Raw genomic sequence first — 22,487 nt, forward strand, 5'->3', positions numbered from 1 at the left:
AGTGACCGACTTACACCTTCTTTCTGTTTTCATGATCGGCCTGCTGGGCGGCGTGCACTGCGTCGGCATGTGCGGCGGCATCGTCAGCGCCTTTTCCGTCGCGTCCGCGCGGCGTCCCTTCCCGGTGCGTGTCACCACCTCGGGCGCGCTCGCTTCCGGTGCCGCGCTCGACGACGCGCTGCGCGTGGTCGCCTACAACGCCGGCCGTCTTTCCAGTTATGCCATTGCCGGCGCGATCGCCGGCGGCGTCGCGCAGGGCGTGCGCACGCTGTCCTTCATGTCCTCGCTGCAGATCGGCGCTTATGTGCTTGCCAACCTGATGCTGGTGGCGCTCGGGCTCTTCCTGATGGATGCCTGGCGCGGCCTGGCGCGGCTGGAAGCGGCCGGCCAGCTTGTCTGGCGCCGGGTGCAGCCGCTGGTCAGGCATCTGCTTCCGGTCGACAGCGCCGGCAAGGCGTTTGCGCTCGGCGGGCTGTGGGGCTGGGTGCCCTGCGGCATGGTGTACAGCGTGCTGCTGACCGCGATGCTGAGCGGATCGGCAACTTCCGGCGCCGCCGTCATGCTGGCCTTCGGCGCCGGCACGCTGCCGGTGCTGCTGACCATGGGCATGCTCGGCACGAAGCTGCAGGCGTGGACCCGCCGGCGCGGCGTGCGCATTGCGTGCGGCGCGGTCGTGCTCGCGTTCGGCCTGCTTGGACTGGCGCGCGCCGGCAGCGGCCTGTCGCTCGGCTGGCTCGATGCGGTCTGCATCACTCCCGCCGCCTCCACCGGAGGACACTGATGGCCGGCTTGTCCTGTTTTCACTGCGGCCTGCCGGTTCCGGCGGATTCCTCCTGGTCGGTCGAAATCGCCGGCGAGGCGCAGCAGATGTGCTGCCCCGGCTGCGAAGCGGTGGCGCGCACCATCGTGGAAAACGGCTTGTCGGATTACTACCAGACGCGCGACGGCTATTCCCCCACCGCCGACCAGGAAGCGCTGGTCCCGGCCGAACTGCGCCTGTATGACGCGCCCGAGGTGCTCGGCCAGTTCGCGGAGCAGGCGGAAGGCCAGGACAGCCGGTGCGAGGCAGTGTTCTCGGTCGACGGCATCCGCTGCGCCGCCTGCGTCTGGCTGATCGAGCGCCGGCTGGCGCGCGTGCCCGGCATCGAGGCAATGAACCTGAACGTGGCGACCGAGCGCCTGCATGTGCGCTGGCAGAAGGACGCCTGCAAGCCGAGCGATATCCTGAAAGCGGTGCGCGAAGTCGGCTATACCGCTTATCCGTTCGATGCGGTGCGCCATGACGAGCAGCTGCAGCGTGCGGCCAAGAAACTGTTCCGGCAGGTGTTCATCGCCGGCCTGTCGATGATGCAGGTCATGATGTATGCGGTGCCGGTCTATATGGCGACCGACGGCACGATGGATGCCGACATGGAAGCGATGATGCGCTGGGCCAGCCTGCTGCTGACGCTGCCGGCGGTCTGCTATTCGGCGCTGCCGTTCTTCCAGGGCGCCTGGGCGAACCTGAAGGCGCGCGCGCTCGGCATGGATGTGCCGGTGGCGCTGGGGATCGGCGCGGCCTTCATCGGCAGCACGGTGGCCACCATCAGCGGCAAGGGCGACGTCTATTTCGATTCGGTCACGATGTTCATCTTCCTGCTGCTGTGCAGCCGCTACCTGGAACTGGTGGCGCGGCGCAAGGCGGCGTCGGCGCTCGAGCGGATGCAGCATGGCCTGCCGGCGGCGGCCGCGCGCATGCCGGGATTCCCCGCCGACCGGACCACCGAGACGGTGCCGGCGGCGCAACTGCAGGCCGGCGACATGTTGCTGGTCAAGCCGGGCGAGGCGATCGCGGCCGACTGCGTGATCGTGGAAGGCAGCACCGCGATCGACCTGTCGCTGCTGACCGGCGAAAGCAAGCCGCAGCGCAAGCAGCCAGGCGATATGCTGCCCGGCGGCGCGGTGAACGCGTCGCAGGCGATCGTTGTCAGGGTGACCAAACTGGCGCGCGACAGCACGCTGTCGACGCTGGTCAAGCTGATCGAGCGCGCGGGGCAGGCCAAGCCCCAGCTCGCGCTGTGGGCGGACAAGGTTGCCGCCTGGTTCGTGGCGGCGCTGCTGCTGTTCGCGGTCGTGATTTTCGGCGTGTGGCAGTGGGTCGACCCGTCGCGCGCCTGGCCGATCGCGATCGCGGTGCTGGTGGTGTCCTGCCCGTGCGCGCTGTCGCTGGCGACACCGAGCGCGCTGGCGGCGGCAACCGACCGGCTGGTGCGGCAAGGCGTGCTGGCGGTGCAGCCGCATGTGCTGGAGACCTTGCACCGTACCACGCATGTCATTTTCGACAAGACCGGCACGCTCACCCTCGGCCGGCCGGCGCTGCGGCAGATCGCCGCACTGGCGCGCCAGGACGAGCTGCAGTGCGTGCGCATCGCCGCGGCGCTGGAGGCATCCAGCGCGCATCCGCTGGCGCAGGCGATCGTGGAAGGCGCAAGCTCGCGCGCCGCGGCGCCACTGCCGGAGGCGGGCGATGTGGTGAATCATGCCGGGCAGGGCGTGGAAGGCATCGTGGACGGGCGGCGCTACCGCCTCGGTTCCGCCGCCTTCGTGGCCGGCATCACCGGCTGTCCGGCGCCGGACGCCGCCGTGCCCACGCTGACGCCGGTCTACCTCGGCGCCGAGGACGGCTGGCTGTCCCGTTTCGATCTCGCCGACGAGCCGCGCCCGGACGCGGCGGCGGTGGTCGAGTACTTCCGCGCGCACGGCAAGACGGTGATCCTGCTCAGTGGCGACGAGGAGGGGGTGGCGCAGCGCGTCGGCCGCGAACTCGGCATCGACGCCGCGCACGGCGGCCGCCTGCCCGAGCAGAAGCTGGAATTCGTGCAGCGCCTGCAGCAGGGCGGGGCGGTGGTGGCGATGGTGGGCGACGGCATCAATGACGCCGCGGTGCTGCGCGCCGCCGATGTTTCCTTCGCAATGGGCGGCGGCGCCGCGCTCGCGCAGACCCATGCCGATACGGTGCTGCTGTCCGGCCGCCTGTCATCGGTCGCCGAAGCGCACCAGGCGGCGAAACAGACCATGGCGGTGGTGCGCCAGAACCTGGCCTGGGCGACTCTCTACAACGTGATTGCGATTCCGGCCGCGGCGCTCGGATTGCTCAATCCCTGGCTGTCCGGCATCGGCATGTCGGCCAGCTCGGCCATCGTGGTGATCAACGCGCTGCGGCTGCGCCGCGTACCGCAGTCGCGCCCCGCAGCACAACCGCAGCCGGCTCTCGAAGGCCGGCCGGTATAAAGAAAAGAACAGCATGGAAGCACTCTATCTCCTCATCCCGCTCAGCATCGTGATCGTGTTCATCGCGATCTGGGTGTTCTTCCGCGCCTCCGACAACGGCCAGTTCGATGACCTGGTTGGACCGGCGATGCGCATCCTGCAGGACGACGACCGTCCGCGCACCGAGACTCCTTCCGACAAGGACGCTTCCGACAAGGCAGGGAAGCCCTGATTTCCCCCGCATTTTTTTTGCCCGAATGCCCCTTTTTGCAGAAGGGTTGCCTTGATTCGGATCAATTTGATTCAAGTCAAAGTTTTTCGGGGGGCGAACTCGTAACCTGCCCCCCATCGTGTTTCTAACCCTGGGAGAATGTACGTGGATACATCACTGAACTACAACTACAAGGTCGTGAAGCAATTCGCGGTCGCTACTGTAGTGTGGGGCGTGGTGGGCATGCTGGTCGGCGTTTTCATCGCCGCGCAGCTGGCCTGGCCCGCTCTCAACTTCGACATCGCCTGGTTGAGCTACGGCCGCTTGCGTCCGTTGCACACCAACGCTGTCATTTTCGCATTCGGCGGTTGCGCGCTGTTTGCGACGTCGTACTACGTCGTCCAGCGTACCTGCCAGGTACGGCTGTTCTCCGACGGTCTGGCCGCCTTCACCTTCTGGGGCTGGCAGCTGATCATCGTCGCCGCCGCCGTCACCCTGCCGCTCGGTTATACCTCCGGCAAGGAATACGCGGAACTGGAATGGCCGATCGACATCCTGATCACGCTGGTCTGGGTTTCGTACGCGCTGGTCTTCTTCGGCACCCTGGTCAAGCGCAAGGTGCCGCACATCTACGTGGCGAACTGGTTCTTCGGCGGCTTCATCCTCGCCGTCGCGCTGCTCCACGTGGTCAACAGCGTCGAGATTCCGGTCACCCTGACCAAGTCCTATTCCGCCTATGCCGGCGTGCAGGACGCGATGATCCAGTGGTGGTACGGCCATAACGCGGTGGGCTTCTTCCTGACCGCGGGCTTCCTCGGCATGATGTACTACTTCATCCCGAAGCAGGCCGAAAAGCCGGTTTACTCCTACCGCCTGTCGATCGTGCACTTCTGGGCGCTGATCTTCACCTACATGTGGGCGGGTCCGCACCACCTGCACTACACCGCGCTGCCTGACTGGACCCAGTCGCTCGGCATGGTGTTCTCGCTGATCCTGCTGGCACCGTCCTGGGGCGGCATGATCAACGGCATCATGACCCTGTCCGGCGCATGGAACAAGCTGCGCAACGACCCGATCCTGAAGTTCCTGATCGTGTCGCTGTCCTTCTACGGCATGTCCACCTTCGAAGGCCCGATGATGTCGATCAAGACCGTCAACGCGCTGTCGCACTACACCGACTGGACCGTCGGCCACGTGCACGCCGGTGCGCTCGGCTGGGTGGGCTTCATCTCGATGGGCTCGATCTACTACCTGCTGCCGCGCCTGTTCGGCAAGCAGCAGATGCACAGCACCCGCCTGATCGAAGTCCACTTCTGGGTGGCGACCATCGGCATCGTGCTGTACATCGCCGCAATGTGGATCGCCGGCGTGATGCAGGGCCTGATGTGGCGCGCGGTCAACGCTGACGGCACCCTGACCTACACCTTCGTGGAATCCGTCAAGGCGACCTATCCGTACTACGTGATCCGCTTCGCGGGCGGCCTGCTGTACCTGACCGGCATGGTCCTGATGGCCTACAACACGTTGATGACCGTGCGCGGCGCCAAGCCGGCTGATGCACGCATCCCGGCGCTCGCGTCGACCCACGCCTGAATCAAGGAGCAAACATGAAGAAATTTTCACATGAACTGATCGAGAAGAACCCCTGGCTGCTGATCGCGCTGGTTCTTCTGGTGGTCAGCGTCGGCGGCCTGGTCGAAATCGTTCCGCTGTTCTTCCAGAAGTCGACCACGGAACCGGTCGCCGGCCTGAAGCCGTACTCGGCGCTGCGCCTGACCGGCCGCGACGTCTACATCCGCGAAGGCTGCTACAACTGCCACTCGCAGATGATCCGTCCGTTCCGCGCCGAAACCGAGCGCTACGGCCACTACTCGGTGGCGAGCGAGTTCGTCTACGACCGCCCGTTCCAGTGGGGCTCCAAGCGTACCGGTCCGGACCTGGCGCGCGTCGGCGGCCGCTACAGCGACGAGTGGCACCGTACCCACCTCGACAATCCGCGCAGCGTGGTGCCGGAGTCGAACATGCCGGGTTATCCGTGGCTGGCGACGACCAAGGTCGATCCGCAGTCGGCGGCGCCGAAGATGATTGCCCTGCGCAAGCTGGGCCATCCGTACACGGATGAGGAAATCGCCAACGCAGCCAAGGAGCTCGAAGGCAAGACCGAGCAGGACGCGCTGGTCGCCTACCTGCAAGGCCTGGGCATCCAGATCAAGACGAAGAGGTAATCATGGCCTTCGAATCCCTGATCACCGATGCGCGCAATTTGGTGACCGTACTGAGCTTTCTGACCTTCATCGGCATCTGCTGGTGGGCATACAGTGCGCGTCGCAGCGCAGACTTCGAGGCGGCAGCGAACCTGCCGTTCGCTGACGAAATGGATACGCAAGCTGCGGAGAAACAACATGGCTGACTTTACAAGTGATTTCTGGAGTATTTACATTGCGCTGCTGACGATCCTCGGCATCGTTGGCTGCACCATCCTGCTGTGGGTGCAGTCCAAGGCCAAGATCGTCCTGAATGATGGCGAGGAGGCGAAAACCACCGGCCATACCTGGGACGAAGACCTGAGCGAGCTGAACAACCCGATGCCGCGCTGGTGGATGTGGATGTTCGTCATCACCATCGTGTTCGGCGTGGTCTACCTGGTGCTGTATCCCGGCCTGGGCGCGTTCAAGGGCCAGTTGGGCTGGGCATCGACCGGTGCGTATGAAGCCGAGCTGAAGAAGGCAGATGCCGACTTCGGTCCGATCTTCGCGAAGTACCAGCAGCAGGATCTGAAGGCGGTCGCGGCCGACCCGCAGGCCCATGCGATCGGCGAGCGCCTGTTCCTGACCTACTGCGCGCAGTGCCACGGTTCCGATGCCCGCGGCAACAAGGGCTTCCCGAACCTGACCGACAAGGACTGGCTGTACGGCGGCGAGCCGGACGTGATCAAGGCCACGATCATGAACGGCCGCGCCGGCAACATGCCTCCGATGGCAGCGGCAGTCGGCGGCGACAAGGACGTGGAAGCGGTGGCGCACTATGTGCTCTCGCTGTCCGGTTCCACCGCCGACCCGATCAAGGCATCGTTCGGTAAGGAGAAGTTCGCAGCCTGCGCAGCCTGCCACGGTCCGGAAGGCAAGGGCAACCCGGCGATGGGCGCGCCCAACCTGACCGACAAGACCTGGCTGTACGGCGGCAGCGCGGAGACCATCATGGAAACCATCCGCAAGGGCCGCACCAACACCATGCCGGCGTTTAACGACTTCCTCGGCGAAGGCAAGGTGCACCTGCTGGCGGCGTATGTCTGGAGCCTGTCCAACACGACCTCTGACCAGAAGTAATTCTAGCGCGAGGCTATAATGCATGGCGGCCGCTGCGCCGCCATGCTTATTTCAAGAGGGGAAAAGGGTTTCTCCTCCTGAAATAAATATACCGAGCGAGTCATCCAATGAGCGAACCTGCAGCCAAGGTTTCCGTAATCAAGATGTACCAGGCGCGGGAAGAAATCTACCCGCGCGAAATCCAGGGGCGCTATACCACCTGGCGCTGGATCTTCGTCTGGCTCACCCAGATCGTTTTCTACGGCCTGCCCTGGTTGTCCTGGAACGATCGCCAGGCGGTGCTGTTCGACCTCACCGCCCGCAAGTTCTACCTCTTCGGCCTCGTGCTGTGGCCGCAGGATTTCATCTACCTGGCGCTGCTGCTGATCGTCTGCGCGTTCGCGCTGTTCCTGTTCACCGCCGTCGCAGGGCGGGTATGGTGCGGCTATTCCTGTCCGCAGACCGTCTACACCGAGATCTTCATGTGGATAGAGCGGAAGATCGAAGGCACGCGCAGCGCCCGCATGCGGCTGGACAAGCAGCCGATGTCGGTCGAGAAGTTCACCAGGAAGTCGGCCAAGCATCTGGCCTGGGGACTGGTGGCGCTGTGGACCGGCTTCACCTTCGTCGGCTATTTCACGCCGGTCCACGAGCTGCTCGCCGAGGCGGCGACCCTCAGCTTCGGCCCTTGGGAATGGTTCTGGGTGCTGTTCTACGGCTTTGCCACCTACGGCAATGCCGGCTGGCTGCGCGAGCAGGTCTGCACCTACATGTGCCCGTATGCGCGCTTCCAGAGCTCGATGTTCGACAGCGACACGCTGGTCATCACCTATGACCGCGAGCGCGGCGAGCCGCGCGGCGGCCGCAGCAAGTCGGCCAAGTCTTCGTCGCTGGGCGACTGCATCGACTGCTCGATGTGCGTGCAGGTATGCCCGACCGGCATCGACATCCGCAACGGCCTGCAGTACGAGTGCATCGGCTGCGCCGCCTGCGTCGATGCCTGCAACAGCGTGATGGACAAGATCGGCGCGCCGCGCGGCCTGGTGCGCTACGCGACCGACAACGCGATGAAGGACAAGCTGACCCCGCAGCAGATCCGCCGCCGCGCGCTGCGTCCGCGCGTGTTGATCTACTCGGCGATCATGCTGGTCATCATCACCGCCTCGGTCGTGTCGCTGATGATGCGCACGCCGGTGAAGATGGACGTGATCCGTGACCGCGGCTCGATGGGGCGCGAGGTCGAGGACGGCATGATCGAGAACGTCTACCGCCTGCAGATCATGAATACCGACGAACGTCCGCACAAGTACAAGATCAGCGTGTCGGGCATCGATTCGATCGCACTTGCGTCGCCGGATGAGGTCGAACTGAAGGGCACCGAAGCGCGCGCGGTCCCGGTGCGGGTGCGAGTCGGCCCGGGCAAGGGCGAGAAGGGCTCCAACAAGATCGCATTTGAATTGCAGGCGCTCGACGAAGAGCGGCTGCACGTGAAGGAAAAAGCGGTATTCATCGTGCCGCGTTGACGCGTTACTCAGGAGATGGTGATGATGGCAGCAACTGTTCCCAACAAGTCGGCCGACGTGAAGCCGTGGTACAAGCACCGCTGGCCCTGGCTGCTGATGCTCGGTCCGGCAGTCGTCGTGGTCGCGGGCTTCATCACGATCTACATCGCGGTCACCCAGCAGGATGCGCTGGTGGTCGACGACTATTACAAGGAAGGCAAGGCGATCAACCAGGACCTGCGGCGCGACCAGGTCGCCGCCGCCATGCAGCTGGGGGCGGCGCTGCGCTATGACGCGGCCAACGGCCGGCTGCTGGGCACCATCGAAAGCCAGAAGAAGCCGTACGCCGGCAAGGTCTTCGTCAGCCTGGTGCACTCGACCCAGCCGGGCAAGGACATGAAGATGCAGGCGCAGACCGACCAGCAGGGCACGTTCTCGGTGGCGCTGCCGATGCTCGACATCGCGCGCTGGCAGGTCGTGATCGAAGGCGAACAGCGCGACTGGCGCCTGGGCGGGGAATGGATGTGGCCGCAACAGCAGCAGGTGGTGCTGCAGCCCGCTGCCGCCGACGGGCAATGAAATCGGAAACCGGTATTTTTGTCTCAGGGCACGAAGTCAGAGACTCCGGCATAATTCAAATCACCTGATCTTTCTCATTCTCGTGAATCGTTTCCCGGAATCGGGAATCCGTTTCCGGGAAAATGAAAGAAAATTAACAGGCGCAGAACCGGGGAATGCCGATTTTCGGGTTGAAAGGAGGGTAGGTTGATGGCGCGGCTGATGATGGTCGTTTTGTGGCCGTCTTTTCTGGTGGCGATCGTCGCGGAAGGGTTCTTTTTTTCGTTGTTCGACCCGAACGACCTGTCGCTGTTCGGCGGGACTTATCCGGATGTCCAGCCGCTGGCGGTGTATACCCTCGGTTTCTTCTGCTTCTGGGCATTCTGCTCGCTGGCCAGCATGCTGACCTGCTACCTGATGGGCTCGCCGGGTGACAAGCGCCAGCCGTTCTGACCGGATCGCGCACGCACGCGAACGGCAGGGCGCATCATGCACCCTGCCGCCTGATTTTCAGCTAAGTTATTGATTCTTCAAGGGGCGCTCCGGCCGGTGCCGGCCGGCGCTCAGGCGCAAGTCTGGGTCCCGGCCGCCACCGCCTTCAGCGTGGTCGGATCCAGCAGTTCCAGTTCCCGGTTGTTCACCTTGATCCAGCCCTGTTTCTTGAACTTCGAGAGCAGGCGGCTGATGCTTTCGATCGTCAGCCCGAGATAGTTGCCGATTTCCTCGCGCGTCATGCGCAGCTGGAAACTGGTCGACGAATAGCCGCGCACCGAGTAGCGCGCCGACAGGTTGGTCAGGAAGGCGGCGAAGCGCTGTTCCGCGCGCATGTTCCCCAGCAGCAGCATGACACTTTGCTCACGCGTGATTTCCTGGCTCATCATCCGGTGGAAGTGGTGCAGCAGCGTCGGGATCTCGGCGAACAGCGCCTCCAGGCGGGCGAACGGGATTTCGCAGACTTCGCTGTCTTCCAGCGCGATCGCGTTGCAGTGGTGGCGCTCGGTGCTGATCGCGTCCAGGCCGAGCAGCTCGCCCGCCATCTGGAAACCGGTGATCTGCTGGTCGCCGCTCGGATTGATCTGGTGGGTCTTGAAATGGCCCAGGCGGATCGCATACAGGTTCGTAAACGGGTCACCGACGCGGTACAGGTGCGCATCGCGCGGCACCTTGCGGCGGCGTCCGATGATCTGGTCCAGCTTGGCCATATCCAAATCATTCAACCCCATCGGCAGGCAGAGCTGGTGCATGCTGCAGGCGGAGCAGCGCGCGCGCAGGTCATGAACGGTGGCGGTGGACTGAGGGGCAGGGAAAGGGATAGGTTGAGTCATTTCAGCTGGATTGAGTCGATGCAGATTCATTTTACGAGCCCGTTTCCGAGATTATAGAAAATTGCCGTTGTTGCTTCTATTTGAGCTGGGTCAAGAATAGGGATGCAAAAGCCGTACCACATGTGAACCTGTGAACAGGCTGGCAATCCGGGCGCATATCGCCGCTTCGTTTTTCAGGCCCCCGACGATAATTGCTTTCACCCGACGGAAACGCACGCCTCTTTCTAGCAGGTTTCGTGCGCAGTCCGGGACGGAGCCAATTTCGAACGACAGGGACGACATGCTGACTGAACGGGAAATCGAGAGCTGCTATCTCGGCCAATTCATTCCTCTGCACTACCACCATAACATGCTGATGGACAGCCGCCGCATGGAGGGTTTCAAGGCGGCCATCGAGCGCACCGTGTTCGCCGGCGCGCGGGTGCTGGAACTCGGCGGCGGCACCGGCGTGCTGTCCTGGTTTGCCGCGCAAAAAGCGGAAAAGGTCTGGTGCGTCGAATTCAACCCCGAGCTGGTGGCCGAATCGCGCCGCCTGCTGGCCCGCAACCGCAACGGGCACAAGGTGGAAGTGGTGCATGCGGACGCATTTGAATACCTGCCGCCGGAACCGGTCGATGTCGTGATCTGCGAAATGATCCACGTCGGCATGCTGCGCGAGAAGCAGGTCCAGGTGATCGAGGCCTTCAAGCGCCGCTACCGCGAGCGTTTCGGGCCGAAACTGCCGGTGTTCGTGCCGGAGGCGGTCATCATGGCGGTCCAGCCGCTGCAGCAGGAATATGATTTCGCCGGCTTCCAGGCGCCGATTGTGCAGTTCCAGGAGCCCTCGGCGATCCAGGCGGGAAGCAGCGAGCTGTCGCCGCCGGCGGTCTACAGCATCCTCGATTTCACCACCCCGGTCGCCGAGGCCATCCAGTGGGAAGGAAGCTTCCCGGTGATGCAGGACGGCTGCGTCAACGCGCTGCGTTTCATCACCAAGAACATCCTCGCGGTGGTGATGGAGCAGGGCGAGACGATCGACTGGCTGAACCATTACATGGTGCTGCCGCTCGAGGAGCCGGTGCAGGTGGAGGCCGGCGACACGCTGCGGGTAAGCTTCCAGTACCGCGCCGGAGGATCGATCCCGTCGCTGCAGAATGCGCTGCGCGCGGTGCGCGTCACGCACGACGCCGCACGCCTGGTCGAGGAGCGGATCGCGGCCTGAACGGACAATGGGAGAGGGCGCGCACCGCGCGCGCTTTCCCTATTGTTGCTGACACCCGTTTCGTGTCAGGATATCCGCGCGCTTTTCTGTCGTTTTTCTGTCGCTTGGCCGAGCCTTTCGCGCCATGGACTTCGTCATCCGCCCGGAACACGGCTGCGATGCAAGCGCCATCGACGATCTTACCCGCCAGGCGTTTGCGTCTCATCCCCATAGCAGGCATACCGAACATTGCATCGTTCGCGCACTGCGCGCGTCCGGCGCCCTTGCGATTTCACTCGTGGCCGAGCGGTCGTCCCGGGTTGTCGGGCACATCGCCTTTTCACCGGTGGCCGTTTCCGACGGCTCGCACGGATGGTAAGGGCTGGGGCCGGTTTCGGTACTTCCGCCGCTCCAGAAACAAGGCATCGGGCGGGGCCTGATCGAGCATGGCCTGGCGCTGTTGCGCGGACGCGGCGCCGCCGGCTGCGTACTGCTCGGCGAGCCGTCGTACTATGGCCGCTTCGGTTTCGCCAACCATCCCGGGCTTGTTCTGCCCGGGGTGCCGCAGGCGTTTTTCCTGGCGCTTCCGCTCCAGTCCCTTGTCCCGCAAGGCGAGGTTTTCTATCACGCGGCCTTCGGCGCCGCAGATTGATGTCTGGTGGACGGCCCGCGCCGGCGTGCCTCCCCCCGGCACGGCCGGCTCTCTCCGCGTGAGGAAGGCTTACTTGCGCAGATTGAGGAAGATGTTCGCGGCAAACACCAGGATGCCGGCGGCGGCGAGGATTTCGGATGCGGCCAGCACCGGGACCACCTGGCGCGCGCCGGACAGCACAAGGGCGAGCGCGATCGCCATCACCGGCAGCGAGATGTTGTTGAGCCAGAAGTGGATCTTCGCCAGACGGCTGGCGCCGGCTTCCGGGAAGACGCTGTAGACCAGGCCGGCCAGCGCCATCGTGGTCCAGCCGAGCAGGTTGATGTGCGCGTGCACCGGGCGCATCGTGAAGTTCTCGCTGGCGCCCATTGCGATGCCCAGCCCGACGCCGACGATCAGGTAAAGCACCGCCAGCTTGAGCCAGACGATACCGACAGGCGAGATGAGGGTGCGCGGGGAAGCGTGCATGATGATTCTCTCTTTCTTGAATGGGTGGATCAGGCGGGTTGTTCTTCGGCGGCGACGACATGCAGCACATCCCTGCCGGTCAGGCGCGAGGCGGCGGCAACGATCGCGTCGGCCTGCGGCAGGAAGGCCTGCTCCAGCAGGTAGCTGGACGGCGCCGGCGCGTCCGGACCGGTCAGGCGCATCACCGGCGCGCGCAGCGCGTCGAACGCGTGCTCGGCGACGATGGCGCTGATCTCGGCGCCGACGCCGCACATGCGGCTGGCTTCATGCACCACCAGTACGCGCCCGGTCTTGCGCGCCGAACGCAGGATCGCTTCCTCGTCGAGCGGCTTCAAGGTGCGCAAGTCGATCACCTCGGCGTCGATGCCGTTTTCCGCCAGCCGGCCGGCCGCCTGCAGGCAGGTGTCGACCATCTTGGCATAGGAAATGATGGTGACATCGGCGCCTTCGCGGCGCACCGCCGCCTTGCCGAGCGGGATCACGACTTCGCCCTCCGGCACCTCGCCCGGCACGTAGCCAAGTGCGAGGTCGGTGAAGAACAGCACGGGATTGTCGTCGCGGATGGCGGCCTTCAGCAGGCCCTTGAAGTCGGCGGCATTGGACGGCATGACCACCTTGAGTCCGGGGCTGTGCACAAACCAGGCTTCGAGGTTGTGGTTGTGCTGCGCGCCGACCGTCCAGCCGGCGCCGGTCATCGCCATCACGACCATCGGGAATTCGAACTGGCCGCCGGAAATGTAGCGCAGCTTGCCGGCGCTGTTGACGATCTCGTCCATCGCAAAGCACAGGAAGGGCGCGAACAGCAGGTCGACCACCGGGCGCAGGCCGGTCGCCGCCGCGCCGGCCGCGGTGCCGGCGATGATGCCCTCGGCCAGCGGCGTATTGCGCACGCGCAGCTTGCCGAATTCATCGACGAGTTCGCGGCGCTTGGTGGCGACGCCTTCGCCGAACATCAGCACCCGCGCGTCGCGGCGCATCTCTTCGGCGAGCGCCTCGCCGATGGCTTCATTGACGGTCATTTGCGGCATGGCAGTGCTCCTTATGCGTAGACATCGGTAGTGAGTTCGGCGGGCGCCGGGAAGGGCGACGCCGCCGCGAACGCGCCGGCGCGCTCGATCTGTTCATTGACGCGGCGCTGCATGTCGGCCAGATCCGCTTCGCCAAGCACGCCGCGCGCGAGCAGCCGCTGCTGCAGCGTGGCGATCGGATCGCGGGCGCGCCATGCCGCCAGTTCCTGCGGATCGACATACGCCTGGTCGTCCGGCTCGAAATGGCCGCGCAGCCGATAGGTGTAGGTCTCCAGCAGATAAGGCTTGCCGGTGGCGCGGATCGTGGCGACCGCTTCGACCGCGGCCGCATGCACCGCCTCGGCGTCGTTGCCGTCGACCGTGCGCGAGGGCATGCCGTAGCGCTCCGCCCATGCGCTCACATGGTCGCCGCGCATGGTTTCGTTGCGGTGGACGAATGCCTGCCACTGGTTGTTTTCGCAGACATAGAGAATCGGCAGCTCCCACACCGCGGCGAGGTTCAGCGATTCATGGAAGATGCCTTCGCAGGCCGCGCCGTCGCCGAAGAAGCAGGCGGCGATGCCGTCCTGCGCCAGCATTTTCAGCGACAGCGCGACGCCGGTCGCCAGCGACAGTTCGCCGCCGACGATGGTCGAGGTGAGGACCACGCCCAGCTCCTTCGCGGAGATATGCAGGGAGCCGCTCTTGCCCTTGCAGTAGCCGGTGCTGCGGCCCATCACCTCGGCCAGCATGCGGCCCGGTTCCGCGCCGCGCGCGAGCAGGTGGCCGGCGCTGCGGTGGTTGGTGAGGATGCGGTCGGACTCGCGCAGCGCGCGCACCACGCCCACCGCCGATGCCTCCTGGCCCACCGAGGTGCAGGTGCCGGCGGCCTGTCCGGCGGCATGCATCGCGGCGAGTCTTTCCTCGTAGGCCCGGATCAGCATCATGCATTCCAGCATGGCAGCGGGCGAATTTCCTGTCGTGCGTTGATTCATGTTCGTCCTTTCGAATCGCGCGAAATGCGCTGACGGACGAAGTCTAATGCGGCGCCGGGCGGAAAAGACGGGGCGAAAAAAGGCTTAAGATTTTTTTAAGGATTATTGAATGAAGTTTTAAGAAAGCGGGGAGCGGAAGTTTCCGACGGGTTCGGAAACAGGGGGCGAGGGGCTTGCTGAGTGGATTTGGAGGGAGCGGCATCCCGGCGCGCACCGGGATGCCGAAAAGAGCCTGTTCGCGACAGGTATGCGGCTCAGCCGTCGGCGTTGATCTTCGCGATCAGTTCCTGCAGCACCTGTTCCGCCTTGTCGTTGTCGACCTGGCAGGTGCCGGCGTTCTCGTGGCCGCCGCCGCCGTACTTCAGCATCAGCTCGCCGATGTTGGTGTTGGACGTGCGGTTGAGGATGGACTTGCCGGTGGCGAACACGGTGTTCTGGTTCTTCAGTCCCCACAGCACGTGGATGGAGATGTTGGTCTCGGGGAACAGCGCGTAGATCATGAAGCGGTTGCCGGCAAAGATCGTCTCCTCGTTGCGCAAGTCGAGCACCGCGAGGTTCTTGTGCACCACCGTGCAGCGCTTCAACTGCTCCTTGAATTTCTGCTCGTGCTCGAAATACAGGTCGACGCGCTCCCGCACGTCAGGCAGTTCCATGATCTGGTCGATCGTGTGGTTACGGCAGTAGTCGATCAGGTCCATCATCAGGTTGTAGTTGGAGATCCGGAACTCGCGGAAGCGGCCCAGGCCGGTGCGCGCATCCATCAGGAAATTGAGCAGGTCCCATTTTCGCGGGTGCAGGATTTCGTCCCGGTTGAACTGCGCGGCGTCGCCCTTGTCGACCGCGTCCATCATTTCGTTCCACGCGGCCGGGAAGGCGGCCGAGCCGCCGTAGTAGTCGTACACCACGCGCGCGGCCGACGGCGCATGCGGATTGATCACATGGTTGCCGCGGTCGCCGGTATTGCGCAGCGTCTCCGAGTAGTGGTGGTCGAACGCGATATGCGCGCCGGGGACGTAGGGCAGGTTGGTGGTGATGTCGCGGCCGGTGATCTCGATTTTCCCGTCCTGCATGTCCTTCGGGTGGACGAATTTGATGTCGTCGATCAGGTCCAGGTGCTTGAGCAGAACCGCGCACACCAGGCCGTCGAAGTCGCTGCGGGTGACGAGACGATATTTTTGCTGTGTTGCAGACATGAAGGCTCCTTGAACGGATAACGGGCTTGGGCGGAATGCCGGGCGCGCCTCAATGCACCGCCCGGTTGAATTGCCAAAAAGAAAGATCTTACGCCCGGGCGCCGCTGTTTTTCAAGCCGCCGGATCAAGGAGTCCGCGAGAAGCCTATTCGTCCAGCAGCCGGATCGGCCGCTCCACGCACAGCCGGAAGCGGCCGCGGCCGGTTTTCTCGATGTGCACCGGCGCCTTGCGGTCGGCCAGGCGCTTGCTGAGCAGGATCAGGCGCGCTTCGAGATTGTCGCTCACGTCGGGCAGGCGGATGCGGGCGTCCAGCCGCAGCTCGCGGTTGGTGAATTCGGTGCGTTCTTTTTCAAGGAAGTCGCGCAACAGCGTCCAGAAGATCGAGCCGGCCACGCCCTTGATCAGGTAGTCGTCGTCCAGGAAGATGCTGTCGTTCTCGCGGTAATGGCGGATCGCCAGCGGCGTGCCATCCTGCTGCAGCGGCGGTTCGCAGCCGTCCTGCGATTCGTCGGGCGCGTCCGCCGGCGCGTTCTGCAGCAGATGCATCGCCATGCCGAGCTGGCCGGCGAGCGCGACCAGCGCGTCTTCGTCATCGTAGGTGAAGCGCAGGTCCAGCGGGCTTTCGACATACAGCACGCCGAGCAGGCGCTGGCCGGCGCTGATCGGCACCGCGAGCTGGCTGCGCGGCGCCGCCAGCCCGGGCAGCGGGATTTCGGTCTCCAGCGCGCTGGCCCAGTCGCTGTCCTGCGCGCTTTCGCGCACCGCGCGGCTGTACGCGTATTCGGAAGTCATGTGGCCGATGCGGATCGGGGTCCTTTCCCGCGCCGCTACGCCGATCACGCCCTGGCCGAGCGGAATCTCGGAGCCGGCGCCGGACGCTTCGTAGCCGTGGCTGGCCACCGTGTACAGGCGCCCGCCCGGCTGGTCCAGCATCAGCACCATCGCATGCCGGATGCCGAAGTGGCGTTCCAGGCAGGACAGGGTTTCCGCCAGCAGGCGGTCGAGGTCGCCGCACGCGGCCAGGCGCTCCGTCGTCGTGCGCAAGCCGGCCAGCAGGTTGCGCTGCGGCGGTTGCGCCGGCAGCGATTCGCCGGGGATCTTCTGGATATCGAGCACGCGGTACACATCCGAGCCGAGCAGGCGGAACACACCGCCCATGCCGGTGTGCGACGCGATGCCCGCCAGTTTCGCCTTCATCGCCTCGAACAGCGGGCCCGCCGTTTCGGTGCGCAGGTATTCGAGCGCGAGGCGGTACTGGGTGACCGTCACCGGATGCACCAGCACCAGCGCCACGCGCGGGTTGACCATCACGTTCTGGCGCGTCTTGTTGAAGAACTGGTAAGAAAGGGCGACATGTTCGCTGTCGACGAACTGCACCTGGGACAGCAGCGCGATATTGGGCATGCCGTCCGGCGAGGCGGTGGCAATGGTCGCCGGGATCACGCCCTCGAAGCATTCGCGGATGGCGTCGAGCTTGATCGTCATGGGTTTTTCCGCAGGGGTTCGCCGGCGCGCGGGCCGGGTGTCTGGGAATAGGCTTCGCCAGGCGCAAAGCTGATACTGACGATGTCGGCCGGCGGAAAGGAGAGCAGGGTGCGGATCAGCACTTCCGGGTAGCCGAGCGGCTCCAGTTCGCGCGCGAACGCCGTCCGGTACGCGGCAACCGTCTGCAGATCGCCTTCGGTCAGCGCGCCGACTTCCGCATGGCTGCCCTTGACCTGCACCGTGCGGTGGGTGGACGGCTCGCTGAAGACCACGGCAATCGAGCCGTTGTCGCGCAGGCATTTCAGCAGCGGCGCACCCTGGGTGGCCGATATGAACACCGTGACCCGGCGCCGGTCCGGCGAGACCCGGCAGCCGGTGGCGCGCACCAGCGTCGGCAGCGCATCGGCGCCGCAGGTTGCCACGTTGATGGAAACGCCGCGCTGCATGAAGGCGGCGTGGGTCGCGTCAATCGGGGGTTCTGGCTGGGCTGTCATCGAGGCCGGCGAGCGGGAAAATACGGATTCCTGGTGTCGTTATCTGTCCGACAAATCATACCCGCGAAATCCGCGCGCGTCATGCGCGTCGCGGCGATTCCCGCCGGGCCTGCGCTTCTGGTAGAGTCCCGGAATGGCTAAGACGACATGGGACCGGATACTGCAATCGCAAGGATTTGGCAGCCGGAAATGGTGCCGCGAACTGATCGCGGATGGCGAAGTGAGCAGCAATGGCGAGCCGGTGCGCGATTACCGCGCCGGCGCCGACACCGACGGGCTGGAGTTCACGGTGTTCGGCGAGACCTGGCGCTACCGCGAGCATGTCTACCTTGCGCTCAACAAGCCGCCCGGCTTCGAGTGCTCGCGCAAGCCGAGCCACCATCCCGGCGTGCTGACGCTGCTGCCCGAGCAGTTCGGCTGGCGCGACGTGCAGCCGGTCGGGCGCCTGGACCACGACACCACCGGCCTGCTGTTGCTGTCCGACGACGGCGCCTTCATCCATGCGCAGTCCTCGCCGCGCAGGCACGTGCCCAAGCTGTATCTGGCGACCACCCACGCGCCGGCCGACGACGCACTGGTCGCGCGCCTGCTGGAGGGCGTGCAGCTGCACGACGAGCCGGCGCCGCTGGCGGCGACGCACTGCCGCGCGGTGGAAAGCCACCGCATTGAAATCGTGCTGGAACAGGGCAAGTACCATCAGGTCAAGCGCATGCTTGCCGCCGCCGGCAACCACTGTGTTGCGTTGCAGCGCACCGCGATCGGCGCCCTGCGCCTCGATGCGCTTGGCCTGGAAGAGGGCGAGTGGCGCTACCTCGAGCAGGACGACCTGGCGCTGCTGGCGCGGGAAACCGCCGAGGCGCCGCCCGGATCTTTTTCAGCGACTGCTGACGTCAGTCAATGAATTGCGATTGTTTCCCGGCGGACTGGAAAACAACTTCCGGTTTTCCTAATAATATATAGCCCCATCTTCATTACGCACCTTGACGCATGGCTGACACTGAGTACAAGCGCTTGATTCAGGCGGCGAAAGGCCGCGCTCTGTTCGGTTATCTTGCTGTTGTACAACGCGCAATGCAGGATGCGGACAAGAGCATCGTCGATCTGCTGTCGGAAGCAAAATCGGCGATCGACCGCTCGACGCTGACCGCGGTGCGCCATTTCCTGCGCCAGGACGGCAACGTGTTCCTGCGCCGCGTCGACATGCTGTTCCGTGCCGGGCTGGAGCGGGCGATGCAAACCATGTACGTCGACCTGCGCCCGGGGATGCGCCAGGTGTCCGCGGACGAGCTGTCGCTGATCGACGACGAGGTGGTGACCCACCAGATCGAGGTCGGCAGGCTGGCGCAGCGCATGCGCGATGCGAACGAGGAAAGCATCGGCCGCCTGAACGTGATCATCGCCAGGCTGCACGGACAGCATGAGGCGAAGGAGCGGGAAAACCCGTTCCGGCCCTACCTGCTGGCGCGCACGCTGTACGACGCGATCAAGGAAACGGTCGACGACGAGGCCAAGGCGAAGGTATTGTTCGAACACCTGTCGACCACGCTCGCGCACCATCTGCCCGGGTATTACAACGCGATCCGGGAGGTATTCGAATCTTCCGGCGTGGTCGGCAAGTTCCAGGCGCAGCGTTCCCGAGCGGCGCACAACCAGCGCTATTTCGGCGCCCCCGTATCGGACCCGGCGATGTCGGCGCAGCTGTCGGCACGGGTGATGCCGGGGCTGCAGCGCGTGCTCGAGACCCTGCAGTCCAGCCAGGGAGGGGCAGCTGCCGGCGCGGCGTCTTTCGGCGCAGGCGGCCAGGCGGAAGCGCCGGGCGCCGCCGCGCCGGGCGCCGCCGCGCCGCCGTCGGTGCAGGAATTCATCCGCACCATGTTCAGCCCGGCGCGCTCGCCGGGCGCGCGCAGCGACGAGGAGCGGCGCGCGGCCGCGCATGCCAATCCGCTGGTCGCCCAGCTCGACGCATTCCAGAAAAAGGCCGTGGCGGGAGGCGGCGCCGATGCCGGCACCGCGCTGCGCGACCGGATGGACCTGTCCAAGGCATCGACGATGGACCGCATGACGGTCGACGTCGTGTCCATGCTGTTCGAATTCATCCTCGAGGACGACCACGTGCCGGCGGCGCTGCGCGCGCAGATCGCCCGCCTGCAGATCCCGATGCTCAAGGCGGCGGTGATGGAGCCGGCGCTGATGCATGACGAGGAGCATCCGGCGCGCCGGCTGCTGAACCGGATGAGCACCGCGGCGGTGGCCGCCGATCCGGCTTCCGCCGCCGGCAAGAAGCTCGCCGCCGAGATCGAGCGCGTCGTCAACAAGGTGCTGGCTGATTTCGACACCGACAGCGCGGTGTTCGAGGACAGCGTGCGCGAATTCGACCAGTTCATGTCGGACTTCCTGCGCCAGGACGATGCGAAGGTGTCGCGCGGCATCGAAGCGGTGGAAGACGCCGAACGCTTCAGTGTGCTGCTCGGCAACGCGGCCAGGGACCTGATGGATGTCTTGCTGCCGCTGAATGCCGACAAGCGTATCTCCGACTTCCTGATCATGCTGTGGCCGCATGTGCTGGTGCGCGCCGCCTGGCTGGACCAGCAGGCGGGGCTGGGGCCGGACCATGCGCAAAGCCTGTACCGGCAGTTCCATGCGGCGCTGCCCGAGCTGCTGTGGAGCGTGCAGGACAAGACGGCGCAGGACCGCGGCGCGCTGATGCGGCTTTTGCCCGACCTCGTGCGCCGCATCCGGAAGGCGCTGGAAATCATCCAGTTGCCGGAAGAGGAGGCCAAGGGCATCCTCGACCTGCTGATGGAAATGCACACCCAGGTGCTGCGCGGCGCACCGAAGGCGGGAGCGCCGGCGCCGGCGGCGCTGGACGATCTGCGGCAGCAGTTCGCGCGGCTGGTGGTCCACTGGGAGCGCGCGTCATGGAACCAGGCCGAGCCGCCGCCGCCGCGCGAAGACCTGATCGAGGAAATCCTCGGGGGCAAGGCAGTCGGCGCCGAACTTCACTTCGGACTCAATATGCCGGCCGCGAGCGCCGCGGACCGCGAATTCCTCGCGCAGACCTATCTGCTCGGCACCCGCGTCGCATTCCGCGCCGCCGACGGCAGCAACCGCGCCGGACAACTGGTGTGGATCAGCACCCACCGCTCGCTGTACCTGTTCCGGCAGGAGCGCGGCGCGGCGCTTGCGATCTATACGCCGGCGTCGCTGCTTGCCGCGCTGCAGGCGGAAGAAATCGTACCGGTCGAATATGCGCCGGTATTCGAGCGCGCGGTCGAGTCCCTGCTCTTTGGCGCGGGCAGCCTCCAATAGAACAAGCATGTCCCGGCAGCGCCGGGACATCGGTTACTTGATGATGCGATAGCAGGGGTTGTATTTCTTGCCCGGCAGCTTCATCCGGTGCTGCGCGACGAATGACGACAGAAGCGCGTCGAGGTGTTCCATCAGGTCGGCGTCGCCGCGGATTTCGAAGCGCCCGTGCTGTTCGATCGCGCGGATGCCCTGGTCCTTCACATTTCCCGCCACCACGCCGGAGAACGCGCGCCGCAGGTTCGCCGCCAGCAGGTGCCGCTCCTGGTTCTTGTGCAGGTGCAGGTTGCGCATGTTTTCATGCGTCGGCTGGAAGGGCATCTGGAATTCGTGGTCGATTTTCAGTGACCAGTTGTAGTAATAGGCATCGCTGCGCTCCTTGCGGTATTCGCGCACCAGCTTGATGCCCGCCAGCATTTCGCGTGCGACCTCTTCCGGGTCGTTGACGATGATCTTGTAGCGCTTCTGTGCCGCCGGCCCGAGCGTTTCACCGATGAAGCGGTCGATCTGGGTGAAATACTCCTTCGCCGCTTCCGGTCCGGTAAAGATCAGGGGGAAGGGCTGGGTTGCATTGTCGGGATGCAGCAGGATGCCGAGCACGTAGAGAATTTCCTCCGCAGTGCCCGCGCCGCCGGGAAACACCACGATGCCGTGCCCCACGCGCACGAAGGCTTCGAGGCGCTTTTCGATGTCCGGCATGATGACCAGGTCATTGACGATCGGGTTCGGCGACTCGGCGGCGATGATGCCCGGTTCGGTCAGGCCGAGGTAGCGGCCGTTGCCGATGCGCTGCTTCGAGTGCGCGATCGCCGCGCCTTTCATCGGTCCCTTCATCGCGCCCGGCCCGCAGCCGGTGCAGATGTCCAGCCCGCGCAGGCCGAGTTCATAGCCGACCTTCTTCGAATAATCGTATTCCTCGCGCGAAATCGAATGCCCGCCCCAGCACACCACCAGGTTCGGGTTGGTGGTCGGCCGCAGCACGGCGGCGTTGCGCAGGATGTGGAATACCGAGTCGGTGACGCCCTCCGAGGTCGACAGGTCGAATTTCGGATTGTCCTTGATCTCGTCGTTGACGTAGATCACGTCGCGCAGCACCGCGAACAGGTGTTCGTGGATGCCCTTGATCATTTTGCCGTCGACGAAGGCATTCGCCGGCGCGCCCTTGATATCGAGCTTGATGCCGCGCTCGCGCTGGATGATCGAGATGTCGAAGGATTTGTAGCGTTCCAGCAGTTCCTTGCCGTCGTCGAGCGCGTTTCCGCAGTTCAGGACGGCCAGCGAGCAATTGCGGAAGATGTTGTAGAGGCCGCCCTGGCTGGTATCGAGCAGCTTCGCGACCTCCGCCTTGGACAGGATGTCGAGGCGGCCTTCAGGGGAAATCTGGATATCGACGACGTCGTGTTTCATAGTGATATAGAACGCTTCATCAAAGAAAAGTGGAACATGCCTGCGTAGTTTCTTTTCATCCAGCTTACACGGATAACGGCGAGTTGCGTAGTCCGGCGTCAATAACCGTTTGCTTTGTGGAAGGCCGGGAAGGCCGGCGAACGTTCGACA

21 protein-coding genes and 1 pseudogene are annotated in these 22,487 nt (G+C 64.8%); 14 read left to right on the plus strand and 8 right to left on the minus strand.

The genetic code is table 11. The annotated features are described in order from the left end of the window. The first annotated feature begins 1 nt into the window (after position 1). The 10 genes from VEC01_RS10865 (at position 2) to VEC01_RS10910 (ending at position 9,278) form a co-directional block, all read left to right on the plus strand. Positions 2–781 carry a sulfite exporter TauE/SafE family protein gene (locus tag VEC01_RS10865; protein ID WP_324900830.1) on the plus strand — a complete coding sequence of 260 codons (780 nt, stop codon included), beginning with the start codon at positions 2–4 and terminating at the stop codon, positions 779–781. After that, positions 781–3,270 (plus strand): heavy metal translocating P-type ATPase, encoded by a 2,490-nt coding sequence (locus VEC01_RS10870; RefSeq protein WP_324900831.1) that lies wholly within the window; start codon positions 781–783, stop codon positions 3,268–3,270. The genes VEC01_RS10865 and VEC01_RS10870 overlap by 1 nt, the downstream gene beginning before the upstream one ends. Before the next feature lie 13 nt (positions 3,271–3,283). Next, on the plus strand, positions 3,284–3,481 hold the full coding sequence (ccoS, locus tag VEC01_RS10875) for a cbb3-type cytochrome oxidase assembly protein CcoS (RefSeq protein WP_324900832.1): 198 nt from the start codon (positions 3,284–3,286) through the stop codon (positions 3,479–3,481). 144 nt (positions 3,482–3,625) lie between these two features. After that, positions 3,626–5,053, plus strand: coding sequence for a cytochrome-c oxidase, cbb3-type subunit I (gene ccoN / locus VEC01_RS10880; protein ID WP_324900833.1), 1,428 nt, complete (start codon positions 3,626–3,628; stop codon positions 5,051–5,053). 14 nt (positions 5,054–5,067) lie between these two features. Further along, on the plus strand, positions 5,068–5,685 hold the full coding sequence (ccoO, locus tag VEC01_RS10885; RefSeq protein ID WP_324900834.1) for a cytochrome-c oxidase, cbb3-type subunit II: 618 nt from the start codon (positions 5,068–5,070) through the stop codon (positions 5,683–5,685). Between the two features lie 2 nt (positions 5,686–5,687). After that, positions 5,688–5,870, plus strand: a complete 183-nt coding sequence (locus tag VEC01_RS10890) for a cbb3-type cytochrome c oxidase subunit 3 (RefSeq protein ID WP_324900835.1) — start codon at positions 5,688–5,690, stop codon at positions 5,868–5,870. Further along, positions 5,863–6,786, plus strand: a complete 924-nt coding sequence (gene ccoP / locus VEC01_RS10895) for a cytochrome-c oxidase, cbb3-type subunit III (protein ID WP_324900836.1) — start codon at positions 5,863–5,865, stop codon at positions 6,784–6,786. The genes VEC01_RS10890 and ccoP overlap by 8 nt, the downstream gene beginning before the upstream one ends. A 107-nt stretch (positions 6,787–6,893) precedes the next feature. After that, positions 6,894–8,288 carry a cytochrome c oxidase accessory protein CcoG gene (ccoG, locus tag VEC01_RS10900; protein ID WP_324900837.1) on the plus strand — a complete coding sequence of 465 codons (1,395 nt, stop codon included), beginning with the start codon at positions 6,894–6,896 and terminating at the stop codon, positions 8,286–8,288. A 21-nt stretch (positions 8,289–8,309) separates the two neighbouring features. Continuing rightward, on the plus strand, positions 8,310–8,846 hold the full coding sequence (locus VEC01_RS10905; RefSeq protein ID WP_324900838.1) for a FixH family protein: 537 nt from the start codon (positions 8,310–8,312) through the stop codon (positions 8,844–8,846). Between the two features lie 201 nt (positions 8,847–9,047). Continuing rightward, the gene (locus tag VEC01_RS10910; protein ID WP_324900839.1) at positions 9,048–9,278 is read left to right on the plus strand and encodes a hypothetical protein; all 231 of its coding nucleotides are present in this window, start codon (positions 9,048–9,050) and stop codon (positions 9,276–9,278) included. 110 nt (positions 9,279–9,388) lie between these two features. Here the strand turns inward: VEC01_RS10910 and fnr are convergent, their stop codons facing one another. After that, positions 9,389–10,150 (minus strand): fumarate/nitrate reduction transcriptional regulator Fnr, encoded by a 762-nt coding sequence (fnr, locus tag VEC01_RS10915; protein WP_324900840.1) that lies wholly within the window; start codon positions 10,148–10,150, stop codon positions 9,389–9,391. Positions 10,151–10,430: 280 nt separating this feature from the next. Here fnr and VEC01_RS10920 point away from each other — a divergent pair, with 280 nt between their 5' ends. Together VEC01_RS10920 and VEC01_RS10925 are read left to right on the plus strand one after the other, a co-directional pair. Then, complete coding sequence (locus VEC01_RS10920) at positions 10,431–11,351, plus strand: methyltransferase domain-containing protein (protein ID WP_324900841.1); 921 nt, start codon at positions 10,431–10,433, stop codon at positions 11,349–11,351. Positions 11,352–11,475: 124 nt separating this feature from the next. After that, positions 11,476–11,982, plus strand: a pseudogene (locus VEC01_RS10925) (GNAT family N-acetyltransferase). 69 nt (positions 11,983–12,051) lie between these two features. Here VEC01_RS10925 and VEC01_RS10930 read toward each other — a convergent pair. The 6 genes from VEC01_RS10930 to VEC01_RS10955 all read right to left on the minus strand — a co-directional run bounded on the left by VEC01_RS10930 (position 12,052) and on the right by VEC01_RS10955 (position 17,624). Beyond that, positions 12,052–12,450 carry a hypothetical protein gene (locus tag VEC01_RS10930; protein WP_324900842.1) on the minus strand — a complete coding sequence of 133 codons (399 nt, stop codon included), beginning with the start codon at positions 12,448–12,450 and terminating at the stop codon, positions 12,052–12,054. Between the two features lie 29 nt (positions 12,451–12,479). Further along, entirely contained in the window at positions 12,480–13,478 is a 999-nt protein-coding gene (locus VEC01_RS10935) for an alpha-ketoacid dehydrogenase subunit beta (protein ID WP_324900843.1), read from the minus strand. A gap of 11 nt (positions 13,479–13,489) precedes the next feature. Further along, complete coding sequence (locus VEC01_RS10940; RefSeq protein WP_324900844.1) at positions 13,490–14,452, minus strand: thiamine pyrophosphate-dependent dehydrogenase E1 component subunit alpha; 963 nt, start codon at positions 14,450–14,452, stop codon at positions 13,490–13,492. A 254-nt stretch (positions 14,453–14,706) separates the two neighbouring features. After that, entirely contained in the window at positions 14,707–15,645 is a 939-nt protein-coding gene (locus VEC01_RS10945; RefSeq protein ID WP_324900845.1) for an exopolyphosphatase, read from the minus strand. Between the two features lie 144 nt (positions 15,646–15,789). Then, a complete protein-coding gene (locus VEC01_RS10950) occupies positions 15,790–17,130 on the minus strand; it encodes a GAF domain-containing protein (RefSeq protein WP_324900846.1) in 1,341 nt (446 codons plus the stop codon). Further along, positions 17,127–17,624 (minus strand): pyridoxamine 5'-phosphate oxidase family protein, encoded by a 498-nt coding sequence (locus VEC01_RS10955; protein ID WP_324900847.1) that lies wholly within the window; start codon positions 17,622–17,624, stop codon positions 17,127–17,129. The genes VEC01_RS10950 and VEC01_RS10955 overlap by 4 nt, the downstream gene beginning before the upstream one ends. Positions 17,625–17,757: 133 nt before the next feature. Between VEC01_RS10955 and VEC01_RS10960 the strand changes: the two genes are divergently transcribed. Both VEC01_RS10960 and VEC01_RS10965 read left to right on the plus strand, forming a co-directional pair. Further along, on the plus strand, positions 17,758–18,525 hold the full coding sequence (locus VEC01_RS10960) for a 16S rRNA pseudouridine(516) synthase (RefSeq protein WP_324900848.1): 768 nt from the start codon (positions 17,758–17,760) through the stop codon (positions 18,523–18,525). Positions 18,526–18,611: 86 nt separating this feature from the next. Further along, entirely contained in the window at positions 18,612–20,933 is a 2,322-nt protein-coding gene (locus tag VEC01_RS10965; protein WP_324900849.1) for a DUF1631 family protein, read from the plus strand. Positions 20,934–20,966: 33 nt separating this feature from the next. Here VEC01_RS10965 and ppnN read toward each other — a convergent pair whose 3' ends face one another. Further along, positions 20,967–22,337 (minus strand): nucleotide 5'-monophosphate nucleosidase PpnN, encoded by a 1,371-nt coding sequence (gene ppnN, locus VEC01_RS10970; RefSeq protein ID WP_324900850.1) that lies wholly within the window; start codon positions 22,335–22,337, stop codon positions 20,967–20,969. Between the last annotated feature and the right edge of the window lie 150 nt (positions 22,338–22,487).

Source organism: Noviherbaspirillum sp. (assembly GCF_035627455.1).
GTDB lineage: Bacteria > Pseudomonadota > Gammaproteobacteria > Burkholderiales > Burkholderiaceae_D > Noviherbaspirillum.